This is a genomic window from Zunongwangia atlantica 22II14-10F7 (assembly GCF_002094855.1).
GTDB lineage: Bacteria > Bacteroidota > Bacteroidia > Flavobacteriales > Flavobacteriaceae > Zunongwangia > Zunongwangia atlantica.
In genome coordinates this window covers 1-25,429 of the sequence record NZ_ARYN01000008.1, presented here as the reverse complement: position 1 = coordinate 25,429, position 25,429 = coordinate 1, and the positions used below count along the sequence as shown (strand labels likewise).

Annotated in this window: 18 protein-coding genes; 7 read left to right on the top strand and 11 right to left on the bottom strand. The window is 36.8% G+C overall.

Translation table 11 applies throughout. The annotated features are described in order from the left end of the window. The 8 genes from IIF7_RS09725 to IIF7_RS09690 all read right to left on the bottom strand — a co-directional run bounded on the left by IIF7_RS09725 (window position 1) and on the right by IIF7_RS09690 (window position 8,725). Window positions 1-621, bottom strand: a complete 621-nt coding sequence (locus IIF7_RS09725; protein ID WP_084841497.1) for a DUF4159 domain-containing protein — start codon at window positions 619-621, stop codon at window positions 1-3. Window positions 622-718: 97 nt separating this feature from the next. Beyond that, window positions 719-2,035 (bottom strand): TldD/PmbA family protein, encoded by a 1,317-nt coding sequence (locus IIF7_RS09720; protein ID WP_084841496.1) that lies wholly within the window; start codon window positions 2,033-2,035, stop codon window positions 719-721. 25 nt (window positions 2,036-2,060) lie between these two features. Further along, complete coding sequence (locus IIF7_RS09715; protein WP_084841495.1) at window positions 2,061-3,701, bottom strand: TldD/PmbA family protein; 1,641 nt, start codon at window positions 3,699-3,701, stop codon at window positions 2,061-2,063. 364 nt (window positions 3,702-4,065) lie between these two features. Beyond that, window positions 4,066-4,578, bottom strand: coding sequence for a DUF4494 domain-containing protein (locus IIF7_RS09710; RefSeq protein ID WP_084841494.1), 513 nt, complete (start codon window positions 4,576-4,578; stop codon window positions 4,066-4,068). A gap of 126 nt (window positions 4,579-4,704) precedes the next feature. After that, window positions 4,705-5,307, bottom strand: coding sequence for a YkgJ family cysteine cluster protein (locus IIF7_RS09705; protein WP_084841493.1), 603 nt, complete (start codon window positions 5,305-5,307; stop codon window positions 4,705-4,707). Window positions 5,308-5,380: 73 nt separating this feature from the next. After that, a complete protein-coding gene (locus IIF7_RS09700; RefSeq protein WP_084841492.1) occupies window positions 5,381-5,899 on the bottom strand; it encodes a cupin domain-containing protein in 519 nt (172 codons plus the stop codon). A 72-nt stretch (window positions 5,900-5,971) separates the two neighbouring features. Beyond that, entirely contained in the window at window positions 5,972-8,245 is a 2,274-nt protein-coding gene (locus IIF7_RS09695; RefSeq protein WP_084841491.1) for a xanthine dehydrogenase family protein molybdopterin-binding subunit, read from the bottom strand. Between the two features lie 15 nt (window positions 8,246-8,260). Continuing rightward, window positions 8,261-8,725, bottom strand: coding sequence for a (2Fe-2S)-binding protein (locus IIF7_RS09690; protein WP_084841662.1), 465 nt, complete (start codon window positions 8,723-8,725; stop codon window positions 8,261-8,263). 291 nt (window positions 8,726-9,016) lie between these two features. On the opposite strand from IIF7_RS09690, the gene IIF7_RS09685 reads away from it, so the two are divergent. Then, window positions 9,017-9,802, top strand: coding sequence for a 3-keto-disaccharide hydrolase (locus IIF7_RS09685; protein WP_084841490.1), 786 nt, complete (start codon window positions 9,017-9,019; stop codon window positions 9,800-9,802). Between the two features lie 437 nt (window positions 9,803-10,239). Here the strand turns inward: IIF7_RS09685 and IIF7_RS09680 are convergent, their stop codons facing one another. Further along, on the bottom strand, window positions 10,240-10,941 hold the full coding sequence (locus IIF7_RS09680) for an arylesterase (protein WP_084841489.1): 702 nt from the start codon (window positions 10,939-10,941) through the stop codon (window positions 10,240-10,242). A gap of 114 nt (window positions 10,942-11,055) precedes the next feature. On the opposite strand from IIF7_RS09680, the gene IIF7_RS09675 reads away from it, so the two are divergent. Both IIF7_RS09675 and IIF7_RS09670 read left to right on the top strand, forming a co-directional pair. Continuing rightward, window positions 11,056-11,742 carry an ABC transporter ATP-binding protein gene (locus IIF7_RS09675; protein WP_084841488.1) on the top strand — a complete coding sequence of 229 codons (687 nt, stop codon included), beginning with the start codon at window positions 11,056-11,058 and terminating at the stop codon, window positions 11,740-11,742. Between the two features lies 1 nt (window position 11,743). Next, on the top strand, window positions 11,744-14,290 hold the full coding sequence (locus tag IIF7_RS09670; RefSeq protein WP_176218930.1) for an ABC transporter permease: 2,547 nt from the start codon (window positions 11,744-11,746) through the stop codon (window positions 14,288-14,290). Window positions 14,291-14,349: 59 nt separating this feature from the next. Here IIF7_RS09670 and IIF7_RS09665 read toward each other — a convergent pair whose 3' ends face one another. Then, entirely contained in the window at window positions 14,350-15,456 is a 1,107-nt protein-coding gene (locus tag IIF7_RS09665) for a hypothetical protein (RefSeq protein ID WP_084841487.1), read from the bottom strand. A 298-nt stretch (window positions 15,457-15,754) separates the two neighbouring features. On the opposite strand from IIF7_RS09665, the gene IIF7_RS09660 reads away from it, so the two are divergent. Then, window positions 15,755-18,025: a serine hydrolase domain-containing protein gene (locus tag IIF7_RS09660; protein ID WP_084841486.1), complete on the top strand. Its 2,271-nt coding sequence runs from the start codon at window positions 15,755-15,757 to the stop codon at window positions 18,023-18,025. A 111-nt stretch (window positions 18,026-18,136) separates the two neighbouring features. Further along, window positions 18,137-18,292, top strand: a complete 156-nt coding sequence (locus tag IIF7_RS20830; protein WP_176218929.1) for a hypothetical protein — start codon at window positions 18,137-18,139, stop codon at window positions 18,290-18,292. Between the two features lie 178 nt (window positions 18,293-18,470). On the opposite strand, the gene IIF7_RS09655 is transcribed toward IIF7_RS20830, so the two are convergent. After that, window positions 18,471-19,619, bottom strand: a complete 1,149-nt coding sequence (locus IIF7_RS09655) for an MFS transporter (protein WP_084841485.1) — start codon at window positions 19,617-19,619, stop codon at window positions 18,471-18,473. Window positions 19,620-19,952: 333 nt separating this feature from the next. Between IIF7_RS09655 and IIF7_RS09650 the strand changes: the two genes are divergently transcribed. Together IIF7_RS09650 and IIF7_RS09645 are read left to right on the top strand one after the other, a co-directional pair. After that, a complete protein-coding gene (locus IIF7_RS09650) occupies window positions 19,953-24,308 on the top strand; it encodes a CusA/CzcA family heavy metal efflux RND transporter (protein WP_084841484.1) in 4,356 nt (1,451 codons plus the stop codon). Window positions 24,309-24,312: 4 nt separating this feature from the next. Next, window positions 24,313-25,429, top strand: a 1,117-nt coding sequence (locus IIF7_RS09645; protein WP_084841483.1) for an efflux RND transporter periplasmic adaptor subunit, incomplete at its 3' end; no start/stop codon positions are given.

The following is a 25,429-nucleotide window of genomic DNA, read 5'->3' as shown; positions in this document are numbered from 1 at the left end:
TTATGCGGTTAGTGCATACATCACGATGTTTACACCAAAGCGAGTATTATCTATTCTATAAAATCTTTTATTTCTGAAATCATAATCCCATTCGCAACCATAATCTTTGTTGGAATACAAAACTCCAATTTTTCCGTTGACTTCGATTGCTTTAAGATATTCGTGAACCAAATCGTCTCCCCAACCATTTAATTCTTGTGAAGTAGTTGGCGGGCCGTCTTCAAACTCAAAAAAACTGGAATAGATCTGGTGATCGTTTGGGATTTTTTTTAATTTTTGAGACCCAAAAAGTTCATCCATTTGCCGTTCAAAGGATTTTGCGAAAAGTCCGTCGATATCATGATTGCAATCGTCTACAAACACAAATCCGCCGTTTTCAACATACTTTTTAAAATTATCGCTTTCGGCTTTGGTAAATTGCACCAATTTGTGTCCCGATAAATAGCAAAAAGGGCAGTTAAAAATTTCATCACTTCCCAGAGAAATAATGTTTTCCTGAGTATCTACGGGTAACGAAGTATATTCGATCAAAGAATTTAAAAGGTTGGAAGGCATTCGCTGGTCTACATCCCAATCTCCCGATTCGTATTGTAATCTGGTAAAGAAAAAATCCTTATTCAAATTGAGGGGCTTCGGTTATGAATTTTCTTTTGGTTAAAATTAAATCCATAATCCCAAAAAATACATGAGATTATGGATTATATGTTTTCAGTATAAACTAAACAGCGTCTGAAAGGCTGGTAAATGTAAAGTCTCTAATTTTCATATACGGAATTAAGCTTCCGTTCACACGAACCTGTTCACCCAGAGCTTCCAGGTTGTTTAGCATGATAATCGGACTTTCATTAAACCTGAAATTCTTTACAGGATATTTTATTTCGCCATTTTCGATATAAAAAGTTCCGTCTCTCGTAAGACCTGTGTACAGCAAGGTTTGCGGATCTACAGATCGTATATACCAGAATCGTGTTACTAAGATTCCGCGTTTAGTGCTTTTAATTAATTCTTCGCGAGACATATCACCACCTTCCATGATCATATTTGGAGGAAAAGGCACAGGATCTACGCCACTTTTTGACGCCCAATATCTATCGTATGCAAGATTTTTAACAACCCCATTTTCTAACCAGGTTGTTTTTTTAAGCGGTAAACCATCACCATTCCACGTTGCCGTTGGAACATCTGGATGCAAAGGATCACTCCAAATATTTACACGTTCGTCTACTATTTTTTCGCCAAGCTTGGTTCCGCCGCCTTCTTTAGACATAAAACTACGACCTTCGTCTGCAGTACGTGCGCCAAGAGAACGATACATATTTCTTAAAAGATCTCCGGCCGCTGCAGGTTCTAAAATTACGGTATATCTTCCTGGCTCGATCGCTCTTGCTTTTTTAGAAAGTACCGCCTTCTCTATTGCTATTGCTGAAGCTTCTTCTGGATCGAACTTCGAAATATCATTATAATCTCTGGTTACCCATCCAGAACCTGTACCATCATTAGTTCGCATGGTTACCGTAAAATCTACACTAGTCGATTTATCGTAAGCGTATAATCCTTTAGAATTTAACATGGCTCTAAATGAAGCGCCATCATCTAAAAATCCGGCTGCAGTCACATCTTGTTCTGAAGCGGGTTTAATACTACTTGCAGCAACTTCAGCGCGATATTCTGGTTTAATATTTGCTGTTGCTTCAACGTAATTTACGGGTTTGTCGTAGGTTTGTGGCTCTAAAGGATCCATAAATTCAGGATTCTCTGGAGAAAGCTGTGCCAATTCTTCAGCACGTTTTACAACACTTTGTAAAGAATCGTCATCAAATTCATCGATTGTTGCGGTTCCAGATTTCTTTCCGTAGTTGGCCACCACCTGTAAAGATTGGTTGGATTGATGCCCTGCTGTAGAAACGGTATTTCTTGCGTAACGAATATTTCCGCTTTCGCTTCCGCTTAGATACATTACACAAGCATCTGCTTTAGAAAAGCTCATTGCTTTATCAAGAATTTCACGAGCTTCTTGTTCAGTATATATTGCCATTTTTTAATTTGTTAGGTTAGAGAATTTAGATGCTTCTTCCTGTATTGATCACATTTACATCTTTAAATCGCGAAGTAGAACTTCCATGAGAAACGGCGCTAACCTGTGGTGGCTGACCTTTTCCATCGAAGAACGAACCAAATAAACGATAATCACTCTCGTCACATATCTTTACGCAAGAGTTCCAAAACTCCTGGGTATTCGACTGGTACGCAACATCATTTAACATTCCTACGATCTTCCCATCCTTAATTTCGTAAAAAACGGTACCTCCAAATTGGAAGTTATAACGCTGCTGATCGATAGAATATGAACCACGACCGGCGATATAAATTCCTTTTTCTACATCTTTTATCATTTCTTCTACCGAGTATTTTTCTTTCCCCGGTTCTAAAGAAACATTTGGCATTCTTTGAAACTGAACATCATTCCAGCTTTGTGCATAACAACAACCATGAGACTCGTTTTGATCGATAATTTTCACCTGATCTCTTATCGCTTCGTAATTCACTAAAATTCCGTTTCTAATAAGATCCCATTTTTTGGTTTTTACACCTTCATCATCATAACCAACAGCTCCTAAGGAATGCGGCTGCGTTTTATCTGCAACAATATTTACTTTATCGCTACCATATTTAAAGTCTCCAGATTTCCACTTGTCTAAAGTTGCAAAACTAGTGCCCGCATAATTCGCTTCGTAACCAAGAACTCGGTCTAATTCTAGCGGATGCCCTACCGATTCGTGAATAGTAAGTCCTAAATGATTAGGCTCTAAAACAAGATCGTATTTTCCTGGCTGAACAGATTCTGCCGTAAGCATTTCCTTAGCCTGTTTAGCAGCTAAAGTGGCGTCCTCTATAATATCGTAGCTATTTCTATATAATTTTAAGCCGGCTGGCCCAACTAATTTTTCACTTTCTAAACCGTCTAAATATTCGTAGCCCATACCCATTGGTGCGCTTAAAGCAGATCTGGATTTAAACTTTCCTGCCGTACGATCGATAGCCGTTACATCGAAAGTTGGCCAGATTCTATGAATATCCTGGTCGATATACGAACCATCTGTAGAAGCAAAATATTTTTGCTCGTTCACCATGAATAAAGAGGAATTCACAAAATTGGCTCCATTATTCATCGCGGCAGAATTCGCATCTAAAAGCAATTCTACTTTTTGAGAAACCGGAATTTCTTTAAAATCTTTTTTAATAGGCGTTTTCCAGCTCACTTCACCGTGCGCTTCAACTGGTGCTAATTGTACTGGTTCTTTCTGAATTTTAGAATTCGCTTTTGCAATGGCTACAGCCTGGCTGGTCGCTTTCTTGATTCCGTCTTCAGTCACGTCGTTGGTGGAAGCAAATCCCCATGTTCCTTCAGCAATTACACGAATTCCTATTCCAAAGGATTCGGTATTTACTACATTTTGTACTTTATCTTCACGAGTAAATACATATTGATTTAGGTATCGGCCAATACGAGCATCTGCATAACTTGCACCCAGATTTCTGGCTGTATTTAAGGCTACATCGGCAAGGATCTTTTTTGCAGCTACATCTAATCCCGGTTCTAAAAGGGCTTCAGCAGCAATATTACTTCCCATCGTAGAAAAAGGAAGCATCATAGCCCCTAAACCCATTCCGGTTAATTGGACAAAGTCTCTTCTTTTCATAAATTAAGTTTGTTTTGAGTTGGCTAACGTTTTTAGTGCATGGCTTTCTAAGGGAAAAATAAAAAACTCAAAAATGTGGTTAGCATTTTTTCAATCCATTCTATCTTAAGAAAACCGCTTTAATATTAACACTATAACAAAAAATAGCCTATAATTTTTTCTTAAATTATCAAAATTTAACACAATACAAACTTAAATACAGCATTATTAATTTCTTTAATAAAGAGTTTGAAACATATTTAGAGTTCAAATATTTTATTTCTCAATTTTGCTGAAACAAAAAAAGCCTCACAGTAACTAACTGAGAGGCTTAAAATTTTGATATTCTTATAAACTGAAATTCGTAAGTTTCAGCAACTATTTTTTATTCTTCTTCCTGGCTTGCTTCCTCACTTAGCGTTTCTACAGCATCCATCATATTGTATTTTTCCAGCTGCTCTTCTTCCCCTGTAAAATATGGAAACACATCTAAAATTGGCGATTCTGCGATAGACGGAATGGTGTAATCTCCCATGGTATCTTCCATCGCTTTTTCAGTATTTTCAAAAGCTTCTTTTACATCGTTTGCCTGCACCAGCATGTAACTATTCGATTTTTTCTCTTTTCCGCTTTCCTCGTCCATCGCAATAAGAGAAACTTTTGATCTAAACCAACGATCTGAATTATCAAAAGGGTGAACCTCAGCGAAATTAGCGATCTTAATGTTTTTGATCATAAAATCTTCACTGGTAAGCTTCTGCATTTCTTCAGTAATTCTGGTTTCAGCTTCAGTATAAGACACTGCATCCAGCAGATACACTTCTGTTACCACTTTTTGCTCGCCTGTTTCATGTGTTTTTCTGTATTTCACCTTACATTCATACCAAATTACGCTCATGTCTTAAATTTTTAGGAGCGCAAAAATAAAATTTAAAGCTTGCCAGGAAAGTAATCCTAAGATTAGATATTCACAAGTTTAAATTTCAAAAATGAAAGCGTTTTTTAACCAATATTGATTAAAAATCTAAGCAGTTCTTTTCCAATTAATTGGGAAAGGACGATACGAATAATATTGTAAAACTTCTTCTAAAGCAACTTTCATCGCTTTGTTAATAGGAATAATTTTTCTTCCTAGACTAAAATCGATTTGTGCCAATTGCAAATAGTAATCACTAAAAACTGGTACCGCTAGCTCTTCATTTATCGCTACAGATGTTTTCTGAAAAGCAACCGACTGTCCCTTTAAAATTTTACAACTTACCAGCTGAAGTTTCCCCAATTTATCTCGCTGTGCAGCATAACCAAAAAGTCTGCAAACCAATCCGCGTTCGTGATAAGACGAACATCTTCCCAAACCACTTTCTAAACTTAAAGTTTTATATAAATGGCAAATTTCTAGAGTAGATGTATTTAGCTGTGCTAAAGTTTCCTCAGCTTTTCCAGATAAAAAACACTGAAATGCCCAGGGCAAAAATTCTAAAGGCGAAGCCTGGATTCCTGGTTTTTCACAACATTTTCCACATCCCACAGCACAGCTAAAACCAGCCTGAGCCTGAAAAATATCAAGCTCTTCTGAAAGGGTTTCGAACAAACTTTCGACTGCCCTTACTTTTTCTTCTAATTTCATTCAAAAGGCGAAATTAGTTGAAAATCGAATCTGATTTTAAAAAATCTTAGGCTGAAATTGTTAAATATTAGACCTAGTTTTTGAACTCCTCATCGGTCACAGGATCAAACCATTTAGAGCCGCCCATTTCAACATTAGGAATCACAAAAATATGTGTCATATCTTCTTCTACAGAAGCTCCATGCCAGTGTTTTACGTTCTTTGGAACTTTCACTACGTCGCCTTTTTTGATCACTTCTTTAGGCTGTCCTTCAATTTGATGAAATCCAACGCCATTGGTAACCATTAAAATCTGGCCGCTAGGATGGTAATGCCAATTGGTTCTGGAACCGGCTTCAAAAGTAACTGAACCCGATTTTGTGGTATACACAGAATCTTCAGGCACTAAAAGGTTCATATAAACATTCCCTACAAATTTCTCTGCAGAAGTTTTCTTTCCTTTTTCAAAAATAAGATCTGACGTAGTCTTTTGGGTTTCGGTTTTAGTTTCAACTGCTGAAGATTTTTCTTTTTCTTCGGAAGGTTTTTGGTTACAACTAAAACATAAACTTGCTGCTATAAATAAAATAGCAAGCGCTGATCGGTTTCTCATAGCGTTCTTTTTTGCTAAATGTAAAAAGAAGCTTCTAAAAGAAGCAAACTAATCAGCGCTTTTAATAAAGCTTTATGTTTTTAAGTCACCCTGAAGTCCTGAAATATAAGGCTGATCATAGAAACGTTTCCCGGTTGCTTTATATAAAGCATTGGCTAAAGCGCCAATAACCGGTGGAAACGGTGGTTCACCTAATCCTGTAGGATCGATACCATTTTCAGCAAAATAAATTTCTATACTTTTTGGCGCTTCTTTATGTCGAATCAGGCGATACGTATCGTAATTGCTTTGTTGTGGCATCCCATCTTCAAAACTAATTTTACTGTATAAAGCATGCCCAATACCATCTATTGTTCCGCCTTCAACCATATTTTTAGCAGCATCTGGATTTACTACAATTCCGCAGTCTACCGCGCAAACCACTTTATCGATAATTGGCTCGTTATTTTTTACTCGAAGATCGAGGATCTGGGCTACATAAGAATTGTGACAATAATAAGCCGAGATTCCGCGATTTAGATTTTGATCATCTTTTTTCCAACCAGATTTATCTCTTACCATTTCTAAAACACCGGCAAAACGAGCGGCATCATAATCGTTATTTTCCCCTACCGGGTTTTCCTTTGCTTTCTTCAAAAGATCTAATCTAAACTGAATTGGATCCTGGCCGATTTCTTCAGCAAGTTCATCTAAAAATGATTGCTCGGCACCGGCAATAAAATTCGACCGTGGCGCTCTAAAAGCTCCTATAGAAATATTACTATCTACCGTCCAGCTTTCAGCTAAATAATTATCGATAGCTCCCGCAGGGAAACGATTGGCAAATAAAGGACTCTCTTTTATTCCTCCTGCATTTACATGAAACGCAGTGATCTTATTATTAGCATCTAAAGCAGCTCTATATTTTACATGATAAGCCGGGCGATAAACACCATCTGTCATATCATCTTCTCTAGAATACACCAATTTAACAGGCGCACCAGCTTTTTGAGAAATCACAGCAGCTTCTACCAGGAAATTCCCATACAGACGACGTCCAAAACCACCGCCCATTCTGGTCATTTGGATATCTATATTTTCCAAATCTAAGCCTAGACGAGACTGAATCGTTTTCTCTGCATATTCCGGAGTTTGAATTGGCCCTAATAATTCGGCTTTATCTGCGGTGACATTAGCGAAAAAGTTCATAGGTTCCATACAGTTGTGCGCCAAAAACGGACATGTATATGAACGCTCTATCACTCTCGCTGCATTTTTAAAAGCGGCTTCTGGATCACCATCTTTTCGTATCGCTTTTGCTTTTTTAGAACCAACATCGGCCATTAAAGAAGTATGAGTTGCTGAACTTTCTAAACCACTCACCTCGCCCATCCCGGCAGATTTTTCAAGAATTTCGATCTTTTTGGTCAATTCTGGATTTAAATCCCATTCTACCTCTAGTGCTTTTTTAGCCTGCATCACCTGCCAGGTAGATTCACCTAAAACAACAACAAGTTTGCTAAAAGCAGAAACATCACTCCATTGCTTTTGAGTATCTTCAGGATAGGTATCGATCGTAAAAACGTCTTTAATGCCAGGCATTTCTTTGACCTTCTCGGCATCCATCGATTTAAATTCCATTCCAAATTTTGGTGGATGAACGATCATGGCCGTTAACATTCCTTCTTTATAGGTATCTAAACCAAAAAGCGGTTGCCCGGTCACGATCTTTTTAGCATCTACATTTTTTCTTGAAGAACCAATAATCTTAAAATCGTTCTTAGATTTTAGAACCACTTTATCTTCTTCTGGAATTTCGATTTCTGCAGCGGCTTTCGCAATCTCTCCGTAGGAAATAGTTTTATCGCTACCCGAATGTGAAATGACTCCGTCTTCTACGCTTAGATCTTCCACCGGAACTTCCAGTTGTTTTGCAGCAGCTTCTAATAACATATATCTTGCCGTTGCTCCCGCTCTTCTTAGCGGTTCCCAGCCTTGGCGAATAGATTGACTACCACCTGCAAGCTGTCTTGAATATAATTCAGTATTTAAAGGCGCTTGTTCTACGATCACATTATTCCAGTCTACATCAAGCTCTTCGGCCACCATCATTGGCATCGAGGTTTTTACATTCTGGCCAATTTCAGGATTTGGAGAATAGATCGTTACTACTCCATTATCGCCTATTTTTAAGTAACCGTTTAGCTCAAACCATTCATCTGGCATTTCTAAAGCAGCGTCTGCCACGGCAACTTCTTCGCTACGTTTACACGCTAGCCAGTTAAAACCAATAAGCAAACCACCACCGGCAATACCAACACTTTTTATAAAAGATCTTCTATTTACTGTTGTGCTTTTCTTTGTCATTTTTCTGAGGTTAAATTAGGCTACTTGGGATTTTGAAGCTGCTTTTATCGCAGCTTTAATTCGGCTATAGGTTCCGCAGCGACAAATATTGCCATTCATTGCGTTCTCTATTTCTTCGTCTGAAGGATTTGGATTGCTTTCTAATAATGCTGAAGCAGACATGATCTGACCCGCCTGACAATAACCACATTGCGGAACGTCGATTTCTAACCATGCCTGTTGCACAGGATGATCTCCGTTTTCAGATAAACCTTCAATAGTTTTAATTTTACTTCCTTCCAGAGAAGAAACCGGTAACTGGCAGGATCTCACTGCAGATCCATTAAAATGAACCGTACAAGCGCCACATTGGGCAATTCCGCAGCCATATTTTGTTCCAACCAGATTTAAGTGATCTCTTAAAACCCATAAAAGTGGGGTACTTGGGTCGACATCTACGGTTTTATCTTCACCGTTAATATTAAGATTGAATTTCGCCATGACATAATTTTTCATAAAAATTACTAAAATAATCTTTAAACAGTCTTAAATCTTATCTATTTGGAATTGTTTTAAATAAAATGCATTGAGAATTTCCAAAACATATTCTAGTAGAAAATGCCTTTGATTTCGTTTATCGAATAAAAATTACACTCAAAATCAACCAAAATCGATTTAATTTCTGAAAACTGATCTAGTCTCAAATTTTATAATTCCGTAATTTTTAAAGGCTTTTTATTTGTTATTCTTTATATTTCAGAAAAAATTTAATTACACACTATTTTAACGAATATGAAAAAATCTAAAATAGCCGCACTATTTTTATTCGGAATTGGATGTTCTGCCATCGGTTTTTCTCAAGTTGATGCTCCTACTACTCCGCCTGAAGAATCTCCAATGCCCATGAAACCAGAAATGACTGAAATTTGGGAACCACAGGTAGAAAAAATCACTCCGGGTGAAAAACCTGGCGATGCACCTTCAGATGCGATCGTTCTTTTTGATGGTGAGAATTTGGACCAATGGGTAAGTCAGGCAAATACCGAAAATGCAGCTCCCTGGGCCATAAAAGATGGTTATTTTGAAGTTGTTCCTGGAACTGGCGGAATTCAAACTAAAATGAAATTTGGTGATGCACAAATCCATATCGAATGGAGCGCACCAGATAAAGTTGAAAACTCTGGGCAAGGCCGTGGAAACAGTGGATTGTTCCTTCAGAATAGATACGAATTACAGATTTTAGATTCTTACAATAATCGTTCTTACAGCAACGGGCAGGCAGGAAGTATTTACAAAGATGTGCCGCCATTAGTGAACGCTATGCGCTCGCCTGATCAATGGAACGTTTACGATGTGATTTACACTGCACCACGCTTTAAAGACGGAAAGTTAGACCAGAAAGCAAAGATCACCGTGCTTCATAACGGAGTTGTTGTACAAAACAACACTACGATACAGGGCTTAACGCTTTATATTGGATTGCATAACTATCCAGAAGCTCATGAAGAAGATGTGATCGCTTTACAGGATCACGGCACCAAAGTTCAATTTAGAAATATTTGGGTTAGAAAATTATAATCAGAAATATGAATTTTCAGTATACAGATCCGGCTATATTTTTAGTCGGATTTTTTGTTTTGGAAAATCAGATCGCTTCGCTGCTAGATATTAGACTTGAGATCGCTCTGCTTTTAGACATTAGAATTTAGCCAAATGAATTTATTTTGAATGCTGAATTTTGAATGTGCAAAGGTTTTACGTCATCTCGAACCTACCTCGCCGGTAGACGGGCGAAGCGGAGAGATCTTAGCTAAAACTGAAAACAGATTTCTCGACTCGTACCTCGCTCGAAATGACACTTAATGCAAATTGTTTATTATTGGTTGATCACTGCCAACTGAAAAAGACTTCTCAATACAACAAATCTCTCCGCTTCACTCCAAGATTTGCCACTCGAAGTGACAAAAATTGATAATTGCTCCCTGTTTATTGGTAATTGAAAACTGCATACTGAATCACTGAACATCATCCTTCAAGACTTCCCAAACATTATTGGCTAGAATCTGTTGTCCTTCTGCTGTGGGATGGATTCCGTCTTGCTGATTTAATTTTGAATCACCGGCAACACCTTCTAACAAAAATGGAATAAGTTCTAAATCATATTCCTTCGCAAGTTCTGGGAAAAGGGAGCGAAATTCAGTCGTGTATTCTTCACCCATATTTGGTGGAATTTGCATTCCTGCCAGGATGATCTTTACTTCGGGATTTTTCTCTCTGGCGATCTTAATGATCTTTTCTAGATTGCTTCGGGTTTCGTCTAAAGAAACGCCACGTAAACCATCATTGGCACCGAGTTCGATAACCAGAATATCTACATTTTGTTTAAAAACCCAATCCAGTCTATTCAAACCGCTCGCAGTGGTTTCTCCACTTAAACCGGCATTTACAACGCTATAATCCATTCCCAGCGAATCCATTTTTTTCTGAATTAAAGCCGGATAAGCTTCAGCCGTATCCAAACCTAAACCAGCCGTTAAACTGGTTCCAAAAAATAAAACTACAGGAACTTCTTCTGTTGTATTCTCAGCTGATACCTGCTCTTTTTCAGTATTTTCTTCCGAAGAAGAATTAGATTGCTTTTCTTCATTCTTGCAAGAATTCAAAAAAACAAGGCAAAAAATCGCTAATATCAGGTTACTAAGATTGGTTATTTTCATGATCAATTTTATTTCAGAAAAGAAATTTAAACAAGTTTAGGGATAAATCTCAGAAGGTCTTAAAATCATTTCTTAATTTGTACGTTTTAGACCCAAATTCTTTCTAAACCCACAATGACAAAGATATTAAACGTTACCCAACTGGAGAAAAGCTACGATAGCGGAAGCAAAAAATTACAGATTTTAAACGATATTAATTTTGAAGTTGAAGCCAAAGAAACCTTTGCGATCGTTGGTCCTTCGGGAAGCGGAAAAACTACGTTGTTAGGGCTTTGCGCCGGTTTAGACCAAATTGACAATGGCGATATCGAATTATGCGGAACAAAACTTAGTTCCCTTTCTGAAGATGAACTTGCTTTACTTCGGAATCAAAAAGTCGGCTTCGTTTTTCAGAATTTCCAGTTATTACCAACACTTACCGCTTTAGAAAATGTAGCAGTTCCACTGGAATTACAAGGAAATAAAAAAGCTACGGAAAAAGCAAAATCTCTGCTGAAAAAAGTTGGCTTAGATCATCGAATGCATCATTATCCTTCGCAACTTTCGGGTGGTGAACAACAGCGTGTGGCTTTGGCGCGAGCATTTTCTAATGATCCTGAAATTCTTTTTGCAGATGAGCCTACCGGAAACCTTGATGCTGAAACCGGGGAAAAAGTGATTCAGCTTTTATTTGAATTAAATGCTGAATTGGGCACTACGCTCGTCATCGTAACTCACGATATGGAATTGGCTAAAATGACGCAGCATATTTTGGAGATCAAAGGCGGTAAAATAGTATCAGATCAAAAAACCGGGATTTAAAATGCAGCAAATAAACACCACAAAACCGGGATTTTCCTGGCTGCTAAAAATGGCCTGGAGAGATGGAAAAGCCAGCAAGCGTAAGCTTTTGCTTTTTATGGCTTCGATCGTTTTAGGAATTGCTGCGGTGGTTTCTATCCAGTCTTTTGGAGAAAATTTACAGGATAATATTGCGCTACAATCTAAATCTTTGATGGGCGCCGATTATACAATTGATATTAATCACCCGCCAAGCGAACGGGTGACCGAAATTATGGATTCGCTGGGCATCGATTCTCGCGAGATCAGTTTTACATCAATGGCGGCTTTTCCCAATAAAACCGGGACAAAGTTTGTAAGCGTTCGCGGTATCGATGGCGGTTTTCCGTTTTATGGCGAATTTGAAACTACTCCAAAATCTGCCGGCATAGATTATCAGGATCAAAACGGAGCTTTGGTAGATGCTACGGTGATGCTTCAGTTAGATCTTGCCGTTGGCGATAGTATTAAGATTGGTGAAATTACGCTACCTATTTTAGGTAAATTAACACAGGCTCCCGGTAGCTCTTCGCTTTTCGGGGCCATTGCGCCACCGGTGATTATTCCGTATAAATTCATTGAGCAAACGGGACTTATACAAACCGGAAGCCGGATTAATTACGACTATTATTTTGTAGCCGATAGAAATACCGATCTTAAGCTTTTAGATGAAAAAATCGATCCTCAGCTAGATAAAGAAGATGCCGATCTAGACACGCATTTATCTACCAGTGAACGATTGGGCAGACGTTATGAAAACTTTGGGAAATTCCTGAATCTTGTTGCGTTTATCGCTTTATTATTGGGTTGTGTTGGGATTGCCAGTGCCATAAATATTTACATCAAAGAAAAATTAAAGTCGGTTGCCGTACTAAAATGTCTTGGCGCTTCACGAAAGCAAAGCTTTTTGATCTTTTTGATTCAAGTAGCTTTTATAGGTTTACTAAGCGGAATTTTAGGAAGTATTCTTGGAGTGATCTTGCAATACGCTTTTCCGGTAATTTTAGAAGGATTACTTCCGGTTGAAATCGCTTTATCCATTTCAGGGCGAGTTATTTTTGCAGGGATCATTTTGGGCGTTTTAATGTCGGTTTTATTTGCCTTGTATCCGCTAGTGGGAACGCTTTATGTATCGCCGCTTCAGGTATTACGCGTTCAGGAAAATACAGGCTCAAAATCACGAAAAGAACTTTTAGGAATTTCAGTATTAATTATTTTATTTTTATTCCTGTTCTCGTTTTGGCTGCTTAGAAACTGGCAATATTCGCTATCCTTTATTGGCGGTGTTTTGGTCACTTTTGCGATTTTAGCCGGTGTTGCTAAAGTGTTTATGAATCTAATTAGGAAGTTTTTCCCAGATTCGTGGAGTTTTGTTTCAAGACAATCACTTCGGAACTTATTCCGACCACAAAATCAGACTTTAATTTTAATCCTTGCCATTGGGATTGGTACTTTTTTGATCAGTACTCTTTATTTTAGCAAAGATCTTTTACTCGCGCAGGCCACTTTAGAAAATAACAATACTAGTGCAAATATGATCCTGCTGGATGTACAAACAAACCAGACAAAAAATATCGCTGAAACCATCGAATCTCAGGATTTACCGGTTTTAGAAGACATCCCGATCGTTACCATGCGTGTGCAAAATATTAATGGCCGCAGTGTAAACGAGATTAGAGAAGACAGCACTTCTACGATAAATGGCTGGATTTTGAGTCATGAGTTTAGAGTGACGTACCGTGATTCTTTAATTGCTTCGGAAAGTATCGAAAATGGCGAATGGATTCCGGAAAGTAAAAATTCACCGCTAATTCCAATTTCGGTGAGTACCAATTTTGCTGAAGATGCCAAGGTAAAAGTTGGAGATAAGGTTACTTTTAATGTTCAGGGCGTGTTGATGAATACTGAAATTGCCAGCACCCGTTTAGTGGATTGGGGAAGAATGCAGACTAATTTTTCGATTGTTTTTCCAAAAGGAATTTTAGAACAGGCACCACAATTTCACGTGATGACCACGCAGGTTCCAGATGCTAAAAAATCAGCTGAAATTCAGCAAATATTAGTCAGCAATTATCCAAACGTTTCGATCTTAGATCTTCGCCAGGTGCTAAGCATCATCGAAGGCTTGCTCGATAAAATAGGCTGGATTATCAATTTTATGGCTTTTTTTAGTATTCTTACGGGAATCATCGTTTTACTGGGTGCCGTTAGAACCAGCAAATATCAGCGAATCAAAGAAAGTGTACTTCTTAGAACCATTGGTGCAAAAAGCAGCCAAATCCTTAAAATCGCAGCTTTAGAATATATTTACTTAGGTGTTTTGGGAAGTTTAAGCGGAATTTTACTCTCACTAATTAGCAGTTTGCTTTTAGCCTGGTTGGCTTTTGAAACGACTTTTATTCCATCCTGGGTTCCGTTTGGAGTTTTATTCCCGGGAATCACTTTACTGGTTTTAATAATAGGATTGGCAAATAGCAGAAGCGTTATTAAAAATCCGCCATTACAGGTATTGAGAAGAGAAAGTATTTAAATTGAAAAGCTTCGAATCTTAGTTCAGATTCGAAGCTTTTCAATTTTTTTCGGCAAAAACTATTCTTCTACTTCGCTTAACTCGACATTTGTTTGGTAATAATAGTCACTTTCCCAAATACCTTTTTTTGAAAAACGAGCGCCACTGCTGGAATCTCTATAAGTAACTTTGTAAGGAACTTCAAAATGATACTTATTTAAAGAATAATTGATTGCGTAAGTAGCTTGCGGCGGTATATTGAAAGTAAAATCTTCAGAAGATCCAAAATTTGTTGTCCACTCAAAAGATTCATTATAATTCACTTCATGACGCGATCCGAGGTCTATTGTCGCTGCCTCATTTGCAAATAGAATTTCAGGAAGTCTAGTTTGAAAACTGTCATCTTCAAGATTAACTGAGATTTGTTGATTATTTTCAGTAAAAGAAGCGGCAAAACTTTTAGGAAATTTGCCTTCATCTGGATCTGAAAATTCCATTATCTCCTCGCTTGAATTTGTGATCGTATCGCTATTTACCATTATCCACTCGCTGTTGGTAACTTCACCCTCATCTACCAAAAATTCTATATCATAAATCTCAAAATTTCCTCTAGGTATAATCTGAAATTGTTGATTTTCAGCATCATTTTTTACAGAGAGAAAAACAGAACTTTCAGCACTTTCAAGAACAAAATTGCTGTTGTTTTCGCCTAAATTCGCATTTTGAATCAATGAGTAATTTTCATTTTTACTGGGTAAAATTCGCCAATATTGTGTATTCTGAAATTGATTATTTTCTTCTTCAAAAAATACAACAGGCTGCAAAATATCACTATTCTCGCCTACTCCTATTTCTCTCACATCGGGAACTGAAATTAAAGTAAAAGAATCCTCATCATACGCTGAATTAGACAAACCAAAAGCAAAACGATCGTCAGTTTCAGTAAAATCTTTTAAAATTAAGGTATTTTGTTGATCTGAAAGACTTAAAAATTTTCCTGAAGCTACAGATTTCACATAAAACGGAATTCCGGTGAAATCCTGCCAGTCTTCAGCAATATAATCTTGCGGTGCTTCCAGATCGTTCACAAAATAATCTGAAGGCACTTCAGCAAATCGAATTTCATCATCTTCAGAACAGGAAATTAAACAGAAAAAGAAAAGAATGAGTACATAAAACTTATTCATATAGAAATACATTTTGATTGATAAAAAAATAACGGTAAAGTCTATAAAAAATTATCAAAACTTAGGATGAATTCTCCAAAAAGTATTTAAATTGAATAAAATTGTAACCAATTTTCGATAATCTCGTCGAACAGTAAACGACCTTGAGGCAAGCCCTCGAGTCATTCGTTGGAAACAAATTTTTAATTTCGAGGCAAGCCTCAGGGTATTATACCCTTTGGCGGTGCCAATAAAAGAGAGATCTAAAATCCCTAATTTCAGCTCTTAGATTTTAGAACATTACCAAAAACCATCAATCATGCAAAAACGCTATTTATTATTTTTTTCCTTTTTTATTCTGAATTTAATTCCTGTCTGCGCACAGGAAAAACTGAAACCAAATCAACCAATTTCAGGAACATTAAAAACTTCAGAAAGCGCTAAATCCTTTACTATAGCATTAGACTCGGCTTACTTTGTTTATGGCAAGATCGAACAGGAAACCGTAGATGGCGTTGTAAAATTATATTCCGCAGAAGATAAATTAGTAGAAGAATTTGATAAAAGCGGAAAAGGCCCAGATTACTTCAGTTTTGTAACCAGCAAAAAAGGCGATTATCGGCTGGAAGTGGTTCCGTTTAAGAAAGACTCCGGAAACTTCAGCATAGAAATTTTAACAGCAGAACCTTTGGCAAAAACACCTGAAGGCAAAGTAGATCAATTACTTATTGGATATTCAGGTGATCTTCCCGGTGCTGAAGTTCTGGTACTAAAAGAAGGAAAAGTACTTTTAGAAAAGGCTTACGGAATGGCCAATCTTAGCTATGATATTCCGTTTAAAACCAATACACCAACCAATATTGGTTCTACCACAAAACAATTTACCGCGATGGCGATCATGCTGTTGCAGCAACAGGGAAAATTAGATATCGACGATGATATTAGAAAATATATCCCAGAATTACCCGAATTTGAACATAAAGTGACATTGCGAAATTTCCTAACGCACACCAATGGATATAGGGAATATCTAAATCTTTTTTCGCTTACCGGAAGTGATCTTACCCTGCCAATTAGCGAAGCGCAAATTATTAGAAGTATCCAAAATCAGCCAAAACTACAGAACGAACCGGGCACAAAATTCAATTATAATAATACCGGATTTATTTTATTGAGTCTTGTGGTCGAAAAAGTGACTGATACGCCTTTCCCAGAATGGATGCAAGAAAATGTCTTTAAACCATTAAATATGAATAATACTCGCGTTAGAGCTTCTAACGATGAGATTATTCCCAATCGTGCTGCCGGTTATAAAATTGGCGAATCTGGCGCTTATGTAGAAGTTGAAGATCTACAGTATTCTCGGGGCGCAGGCGGCATTTACACTACGCTACCCGATCTAAAAAACTGGGTCGAAAACTTCAAATCTCACCAATTAGGTGGCGAAGAAATTTTTAAGGCAATGACGACGCCTTTTGTTTTAAAAAATGGAGATACGCTGGATTATGGATTTGGATTATTTATCGATGAATTTCAGGATAAAAAACGAATTCAGCATGGCCGCGCAGATAATGCGCACCGCTCAATGTTAATGTACTTCCCAGAATTTGATGCTGCGGTGATCACTCAAAGTAATAATGCGTCTTTTAATAGTACTTTAATGGCGAATAAAATTGCCAATATTTATTTTGAAGAAGAATTCAATTCTTCCAAAAAACCGGAAGATCGCAAATATGATCTTGCAAAATTTGAAAAACTGCTAGGTAAATATGCTTTAGATGAAGCGCCAGATTTTATCCTGAATTTTATGAAAAAAGATGATAAAATCTCAGTTCAAGCTACTAATCAGCCAGAAATAGAACTTATTGCAGAATCTGATTCGGTTTTTAAAATTAAAGGAATTGACGCTCGTGTGAAATTTGATCTAGACGAAGAAGGAAACGCGAAAACCTTAACCTTAATACAGAATGGAAATCATACGGCGACCAGAATTTCTTCGGAAAAAATCTCGGAAAATTTTGTGTATGAAACATCGAAATTCGAAAAACTTTTGGGTAAATATGCTTTAGAAGAAATGAAATCTTTTGTGATGACTTTTATGAAAGATGAAGACCGAATTTATGCGCAGGCTACCGGACAACCAGAATTTGACTTAATGGCCGAATCTGATTCGATTTTCAAGATTAAAGGTGTGAATGCCCGGGTAAAATTTCATCTTAACGAAAACGGATCGGCAGATTCTTTAACGCTAATTCAAAATGGCTTGCATATAGCCAAGAAAATAGAAACTTCAGAAAAAGTAGAATTGCATAATTTTACCGGAAGTTTTTACAGCAGTGAAATTGAAACCGTTTATCAAATTGAAATGAAAGACGAACATTTAGAAATTTCAAGCTTTTTATTTCCTGAAAATTTAGAATTAGAATATACTACTGAAGATACTTTTGCAACAGGTTACCCAGTACAATCCATAAAATATATACGTAACAGTAAAAATGAAATTATAGGTTTTGAAGTAGATAACGGCAGAACCAGTGGAGTAAGATTCGATAAAATAAACAAGGATTTTTTAATTCAGAAATCGGAATAATAAATGACTGATTAATTTGATTAAAGGGGGAATATTCCCCTTTTTTCTATTCTTAAAAATTTCTTAAATTTATAGACAACTAAATCTATTGAACCCAATAATCAACTAAGCATGAAAAATATTACCAAAAGAGACCTGAAATTTTTATTGCTAGGATTTTTCTGTTATTTCTCGCTAAATGTTTTTTTAGACTGGAATGAAAACACAGAAGCTTTTTTAGAAGGCTATAACGAGGGTAAAGCCTACTTTTTGGAAGCCAATGAATAGCAATAGCCATGAGAACCTTTGTAAAAAACAACATCTCGATTTTGAGTTTGGTTTTCCTGCTGCTACTCTACTCGCTACTTATGCTTTTTAACTTTAAAGATGAAAAGCGCAAAAGCTTTTTGCATGAAAACACATCTTCAGCTGCGCCAGTTATAGATACTAAAATTGTTAGTCAGGATTAACTATTTTGAACTTTTGCCTGTCTTTTAAAGAACTTTCTGGAAATGGGGAAAAGCATTAATCCGGCGATAAGAAACAATAAAAAAGCGATCTTTAAACCGAGTAATTCAGCTAAATAACCAACTAATGGCGGCCCAAGTAACATTCCCGTTACGCTATATGTGGTAACGATAGAAATTGCCATCCCAGGGCTATATTTTGGTGATTCTCCTGCAAGGCCCATCGTCATTGGCATAACTGCTGCAATCCCTAAACCAACCACGCTAAACCCAACTAAAGCCGGCCAGAAATACGGAAATAAAACCACCGTTAAAACACCAAAAACAACCATTAAAGAACTGATAATATATGTTTTTGGCATCCCTATTTTTTCTACAACCAAATCTGAAAAAAAGCGAGAAAGTGCCATAAAAACCATAAAGGTAAGATACCCCAAAGTAAAGATCTCTTCACCAACCACTTCTTTAAAATAAACACCACTCCAATCAAACATCCCGCCTTCACACAAAGAGGCAAAAAATACCATTAGTCCTAAAATAAAAATATAGCCATCTGGTTTTCCTAATTTTAGTTTACTACCACCAGTTGTTTTATCTCCACTAAGTAAAAAACTAAAACTACTACCTATACAAACTAAACTCACGGCAGCGACTATACTAAGATGAATTGGCATAGCTACATTAAATTTCACCATAAAAGTAGATAGCGCTACACCAATGATACCACCACAACTCCATGCTGCATGGAAAGAACCTATAATCTTCCGAAGAAAAGATTTTTGTAAACTTATCGATTGGGTGTTCATCGAGATATTCATTATTCGCATCGCAAAAGCAAAAAAGAACATACTCAGCATTAAAGTATATATATTGGTAGACCAGCCAATCCCTGCTAAAGACATAGAAATAAGAACGATCCCAGCAAAAAGCGGACTACGACTGTCGAATTTTGATACCAGCCAGCCAGAAATGGGTAGACCCACAATATTTCCAAAAGGCATTACTAAAAGCAGGCTTCCTAACTCGGCTTCACTTAGATCGTATAATTCTTTTACTGACGGAATTCTGGAAGCCCAGGTAGAAAATGAAATTCCACTTATAAAAAAACAAATACTTAATGCGATACGTTGTTTGTGCCTTGCTTCCATCTTAAAAATAAAAACACAAATATCAACATTTAGAATCAATTATAATGATCTAAAAAGCTCATATTGCTTAAAAATGAAGCTTTTTAAAGTATCTGGTTTATAATAACTTGTAAGATCCTTCAAAAAAATATTATTTATTGCCATTCTAAATTAATAAAATAAGCTTTCTGAAATATTTTATTTGCGATTTTGTAAAGAAATGAATCCAATTTTATGGATTTATCATAAAATTGGATTCTTAAACTTTTTAAAAATCTTCTTAAGGGAATCTTAAGAATTGCCTTAGTTTTTTCTAAGGGCAAATTACCAAATTGCGCCTAAAATTGTTAGAAAATGCTTCAAAACATTATTAGGTTTAGTTTACAAAACAAGATCCTGGTAGGAATTTTTACCGTGATTCTTATTGGAGTGGGGATATACTCACTTAGCAATATTCCCATTGGTGCGGTACCAGATATTACCAACAATCAGGTTCAGGTAATTACCACTTCCCAAAATCTTTCTACTCAGGATATGGAACGCTATATTACTTATCCCATAGAGTTAGAAATGGCGAATTTGCCGGGCGTAAAAGAAATTAGATCGGTTTCTAAATTCGGACTTTCAGTTGTAACCATAGTTTTCGACGAATCCTTGGGAACTTATTTGCCTCGACAGCTTATTTCAGAAAAAATTAATGCCGCAAAAGAAAGTATTCCTGAAGGTTTTGGATCTCCCGTTATGGGACCAATTTCTACCGGACTAGGGGAAATATATCAGTATACTTTAGAAACCGAGCCTGGTTACGAAGACCAATATGATGCGACAGAACTAAGAAGTATCCAGGATTGGATTGTAAAAAGAGAACTTTCTGGTATCGATGGTGTTGTTGAAATTAATACCTGGGGTGGCTTTTTAAAACAATACGAAGTTGCCATCAATTCGGCTAAACTTAGCTCTTTGGATATTGGGATTTCAGATATTCTAAGCGCGCTACAGGCTAATAACAGCATTTCTGGTGGTGGATATATAGAGAAAAACGATCAGGTTTTCTTTATTCGTGGCGATGGTAAAATCGATTCTTTAGAAAAGATTAGAAACACCGTAGTTACCGTTAAAGGCAGTACCCCAATCTACGTAAAAGATATTGCGCAGGTAGATTTTGGCCACGCACCCCGATATGGAGCCATTACTGGAAATGGCGAAGGAGAAAAAGTTTTGGGACAAATCATGATGCTAAAAGGTGCTAATTCCCAAAAAGTGATTAATTCGGTTAAAGAACGAGTTGCTGAAATTGAATCGAATTTACCCGAAGGTGTAAAAATCAATCCCTTTTTAGATCGAAGTGAACTAATAGGGAAAACCACCTTTACCATTACAGAAAACCTGGTTTTAGGCTTTATCATCGTGATTTTTGTGGTAGTGGTTATTCTAGGAGATATTCGCTCTGGAATTATCGTAGCATCGGTAATTCCACTTTGTTTGCTGTTTACCCTTACACTGATGTACATTTTTAAAATCGATGCTAACTTAATGAGTTTGGGAGCTATCGATTTTGGAATTATTATAGATGGTGCCGTGATTATCGTAGAGTACTGTGCTTTCGAGATCACCCAACGTTTTAGAAAATACGACAAGCTTAATAAAGAAGAAGTTCATAATCTTAATGACCAGGCCACTTTTGTTAGTGCTTCTAAAATGATGGGATCTGCCATTTTTGGCCAGGTGATTATCCTTATTGTTTTCTTACCAATACTTTCACTTACCAATGTAGAAGGTAAAATGTTTAGACCAATGGCGCTTGCCTTTAGTTTTGCGATTATTGGGGCTATAATTTTATGTTTAACCTACGTGCCGGTAGCTTCAGCATTATTCCTAAAACCTAAGAAAAAGGAAACCAGTTCACTTTCCTTTAGAGTGTTGGAAAAAGTTAGAAACAGCTACGCAAAATTCATGAATCGTTTATTCAATTTCAGAAAAGCGGTTATTGCGGGGGCTTTGGTGTTACTAGCTGTTGCCGTTTATATTTTCTCTGGCCTGGGTGGCGAATTTATTCCGCAGTTAGATGAAGGAGATTTTGTAATACAACCGGTATTTAAAACCGGGACATCCCTTTCTGCCACCATAAATAAAACCACACAAATGGAACAGATCTTACTGGATAAGTTTCCTGAAGTAAAACAGGTGGTTAGCCGTATTGGTGCTGCTGAAGTTCCTACAGATCCTATGTCTATGGAAGAAAGTGATGTAATTATCGCGTTAAAAGATAAAAGTGAATGGACAACGGTAGAAACCAAAGACGAACTGGCAGCTAAAATTAAAGAAGAACTAGCTGTTATTCCCGGGATGGAACTGGAATTTACGCAACCCATCGAAATGCGTTTTAACGAATTAATTACCGGGGTAAGAGCAGATATTGCGATTAAAATATTTGGGCAAAATCTGGATATTCTAAGCAGTAAGGCAAACCGAATTAAAAGTTTGATCGAAGATGTGCCCGGCGCTTCAGATATTACTGTTGAAAAAATTGTGGGCTTACCGCAGATCACGGTTGATTATAACCGAGCAAAATTATCGAAATATGGAATCGATATTCAGGATGTAAATGAAGTACTGAGTATGGGATTCTCAGGAACATCTGTAGGAACTGTTTTTGAAGGTGAGCGTAGTTTCGACCTGGTAATGCGCTTATCTGAAAACCAACGAAGAGACATTGGTAATTTAAATAATCTCTATATCGATACGCCAACCGCTGGTAAAATTCCGCTTCGTGAAGTTGCCGATATCAGCGTACAAAGTGGTGCCGCAAAAATTTCCAGAGATGATACTAAAAGAAGAATTGTGGTAGGCGTGAATGTTAGAAATCGTGACTTAAAATCTGTTGTAAGTGATATTCAAAAGATTGTTGATGAAAATATCACTTTGCCTCCTGGTTACACCATCGATTATGGTGGGCAGTTTGAAAACCTGGAGAGCGCTTCAAAACGCTTGCAAATTGCGATCCCAATTGCATTAATTTTAATTTTTATCCTTTTATTCTTTGCTTTCCACGATTTGCGTGAAGTTTTAATGATCTATTCGGCGATCCCATTTGCAACGATTGGCGGAATCTTATTTTTATGGTTTAGAGGAATGCCTTTTAGTATTTCAGCCGGAGTTGGATTTATTGCTTTATTCGGAATTGCTGTATTAAACGGAATTGTATTGATCGAACATTACAAAGAAATGTCTGAAGGTGGTGCAAAATTAACTTCAGCAGATATAATTAACGGAGCTAAAGATCGATTAAGAGCTGTTTTGCTTACCGCACTATCTGCCGCTTTAGGATTCCTACCTATGGCAATATCGAATAATGCAGGAGCTGAAGTTCAGCGGCCATTAGCAACCGTTGTAATTGGTGGCTTAATTACTTCTACCCTGCTTACTTTGGTGGTTTTACCTATTATTTATTCGCTTTTTCATAAAGAGAAAAAAACCGAGGAAGAGGGTGAGAAGAAACTTAGAGTTCAGCCCTTATCGATCATTATTTTCTTCGCTATGCTTTCAATCCCTGCAATGGGACAAAGCCAACAAAAAAATCCTGTAATTATCAACAATATTAACGAATTACAGCAATTGGCTTCAGAAAATAATCTGGGGATTAAAGCCGATTCGTTAGAGATTTTAAACAAGCAAAATCTGGTTGGCACCGCTTTTAATTTAGAGAAAACATCGGTCTATTATAATTACGATGAAAGTAATGTTTTTAATAACCTTCCGCTAAAAAACTGGGGCGTTTCGCAGGATTTTGATTTCCCCGGAGTTTATTTTAAACAGCGCAAAAAGTTAAAGAATCAGGCAGAATTGCAAGAGCAGTTTTTTGATCTTCGCAAGACGATTTTGGATAAAAAACTGGCGCAATTATATTACGAATATCAAAAGCTTATTGCCCAGGAAAATCTTTATACCAACCTGGATAGCCTTTATGATAATTTTGCGCATGCCGCGAGCCGAAAATTTGAATTGGGAGAATCTAATTATCTTGAAAAAATCACTGCGCAAGCAAAACAGCAGGAAATTCAGAAGAATTTCAGGCAAATTACCTATCAAAAAGAGATTATTTCAGGAAAAATAAACGCACTCGTGCAAAGCGAAGATTCTATCGTAATCGCCGAGTCACCCATTCCTAAACTCAGCTTAATAAATTTTGAAGAGCATAAACAGCAAATAAAAAATTACTATCAAAAAGAGGCCAATATTAGCCATAATATTACCAGTATTGAAAAACAAAAAATACTGCCTGGCTTTAATTTGGAATACTTTACCGGAAGCAATAATAACATTAGCGGCCAGGTTTATGGTTATCAGGTCGGTCTTAAAATTCCGCTGTTCTTTTCCTCATATAATTCGCAGATAAAAGCTGCAAAAGTAAATGAGAAAGTGGCTGATGCGCAGCTTCAGGATAAGATCGTTTTATTAGAAAATGAGATCGAAACCCTGCAAAATCGACTAAAAATGTTTGCCAGCGATCTTGAATATTACGAGGATTTTGGTTTAAAACAAGCCGACGAGATTATTAAAGTTGCGCTTAGAAGTTACCAGGAAGGAGAAATAGACTTCTTCAATTATATCCAAAGTATGGAAAGTGCCATTAGTATTAAACTTTCTTACCTGGAAAAACTAAACGAATATAACAACACTATTATTAGCCTAAACAATTTAAGCCTATAACCCCATGAATAAAATTAGCATCTTATCGATATTCATTTTTGCCAGCATTTTGGTTGGTTGTAAAAATGAAAGCACAGAAGAGACAGAAACGAATGCTGAAAATACAGCCGAAAACGCTTCTGAAAATATGATTTCGCTAACCAAAACACAGTTTGCCAATGGTCGCATGGAATTCTCTAAAATTACTGAAGAAAGTGTTCCTGAAGTTATCCATGCCACCGGAAGTGTAGATGTTCCGCCAGAAAATAAAGTGACCATTTCTAGTTATATTGATGGATATATTGCTAAAGTTCCGTTTTTAATTGGCGATCGTGTAAAAGCAGGGCAACTTATTGCCAGTATAGAATCTACTGCCGCCATCGATCTTCAAAAAGATTATTTGGACGCAATGAATCGTCTGGATTATTTAAAAAGTGAATACCAAAGACAGCAGAAATTATTTGAAGAAAAAATTACGGCCGAGAAAAATTATCTGCGTGCAAAAAGTGAATACCAAAGTGAAGCTTCTAAAGTTGCAGCTTTAGAAAAACAAATGGGTCTACTTAATATTTCTGTTGCCAGTGTAAAAAAAGGTAATATAACCTCGAATATTAATATTTACTCGCCTATCGATGGTGAAATTACCATGATTAATACCAGCCGAGGTAAACACGTGCAACCTTCAGACGAGATTATTCAGGTGGTAAATTTTGATCATTTACATATGGAATTAGATCTTTTTGAGAAAGATTTATTCAATATTAAAAAAGGCCAGGATGTTTATGCATTTTTACCAGATCATCCTGCAGATACGCTTAAATCTGAAATTCATTTGGTAGGAAAAGCGATTAATCCAGATTCAAGAACTATAAAAATTCATGCTCATTTTAAAGAAAATGAAGACTTGGATAATCTGGCAATTGGTACATTTTTAGAAGCTGAAATTAATACCGGCGTACAAAAAGCTTTTATTATTCCTTCTGAAAGTATTGTTGAAGTAGATGGCAAAAGCTACATTTTAGCACTGCAAGATACCAAAGGTGATAATTACCAATTAAAAATCACTGAAGTTACCACCGGAAAAACCTATCAGGACAAAACGGTAATTACTAATGCCGCGCAATTAGACCAAAACAAACAAA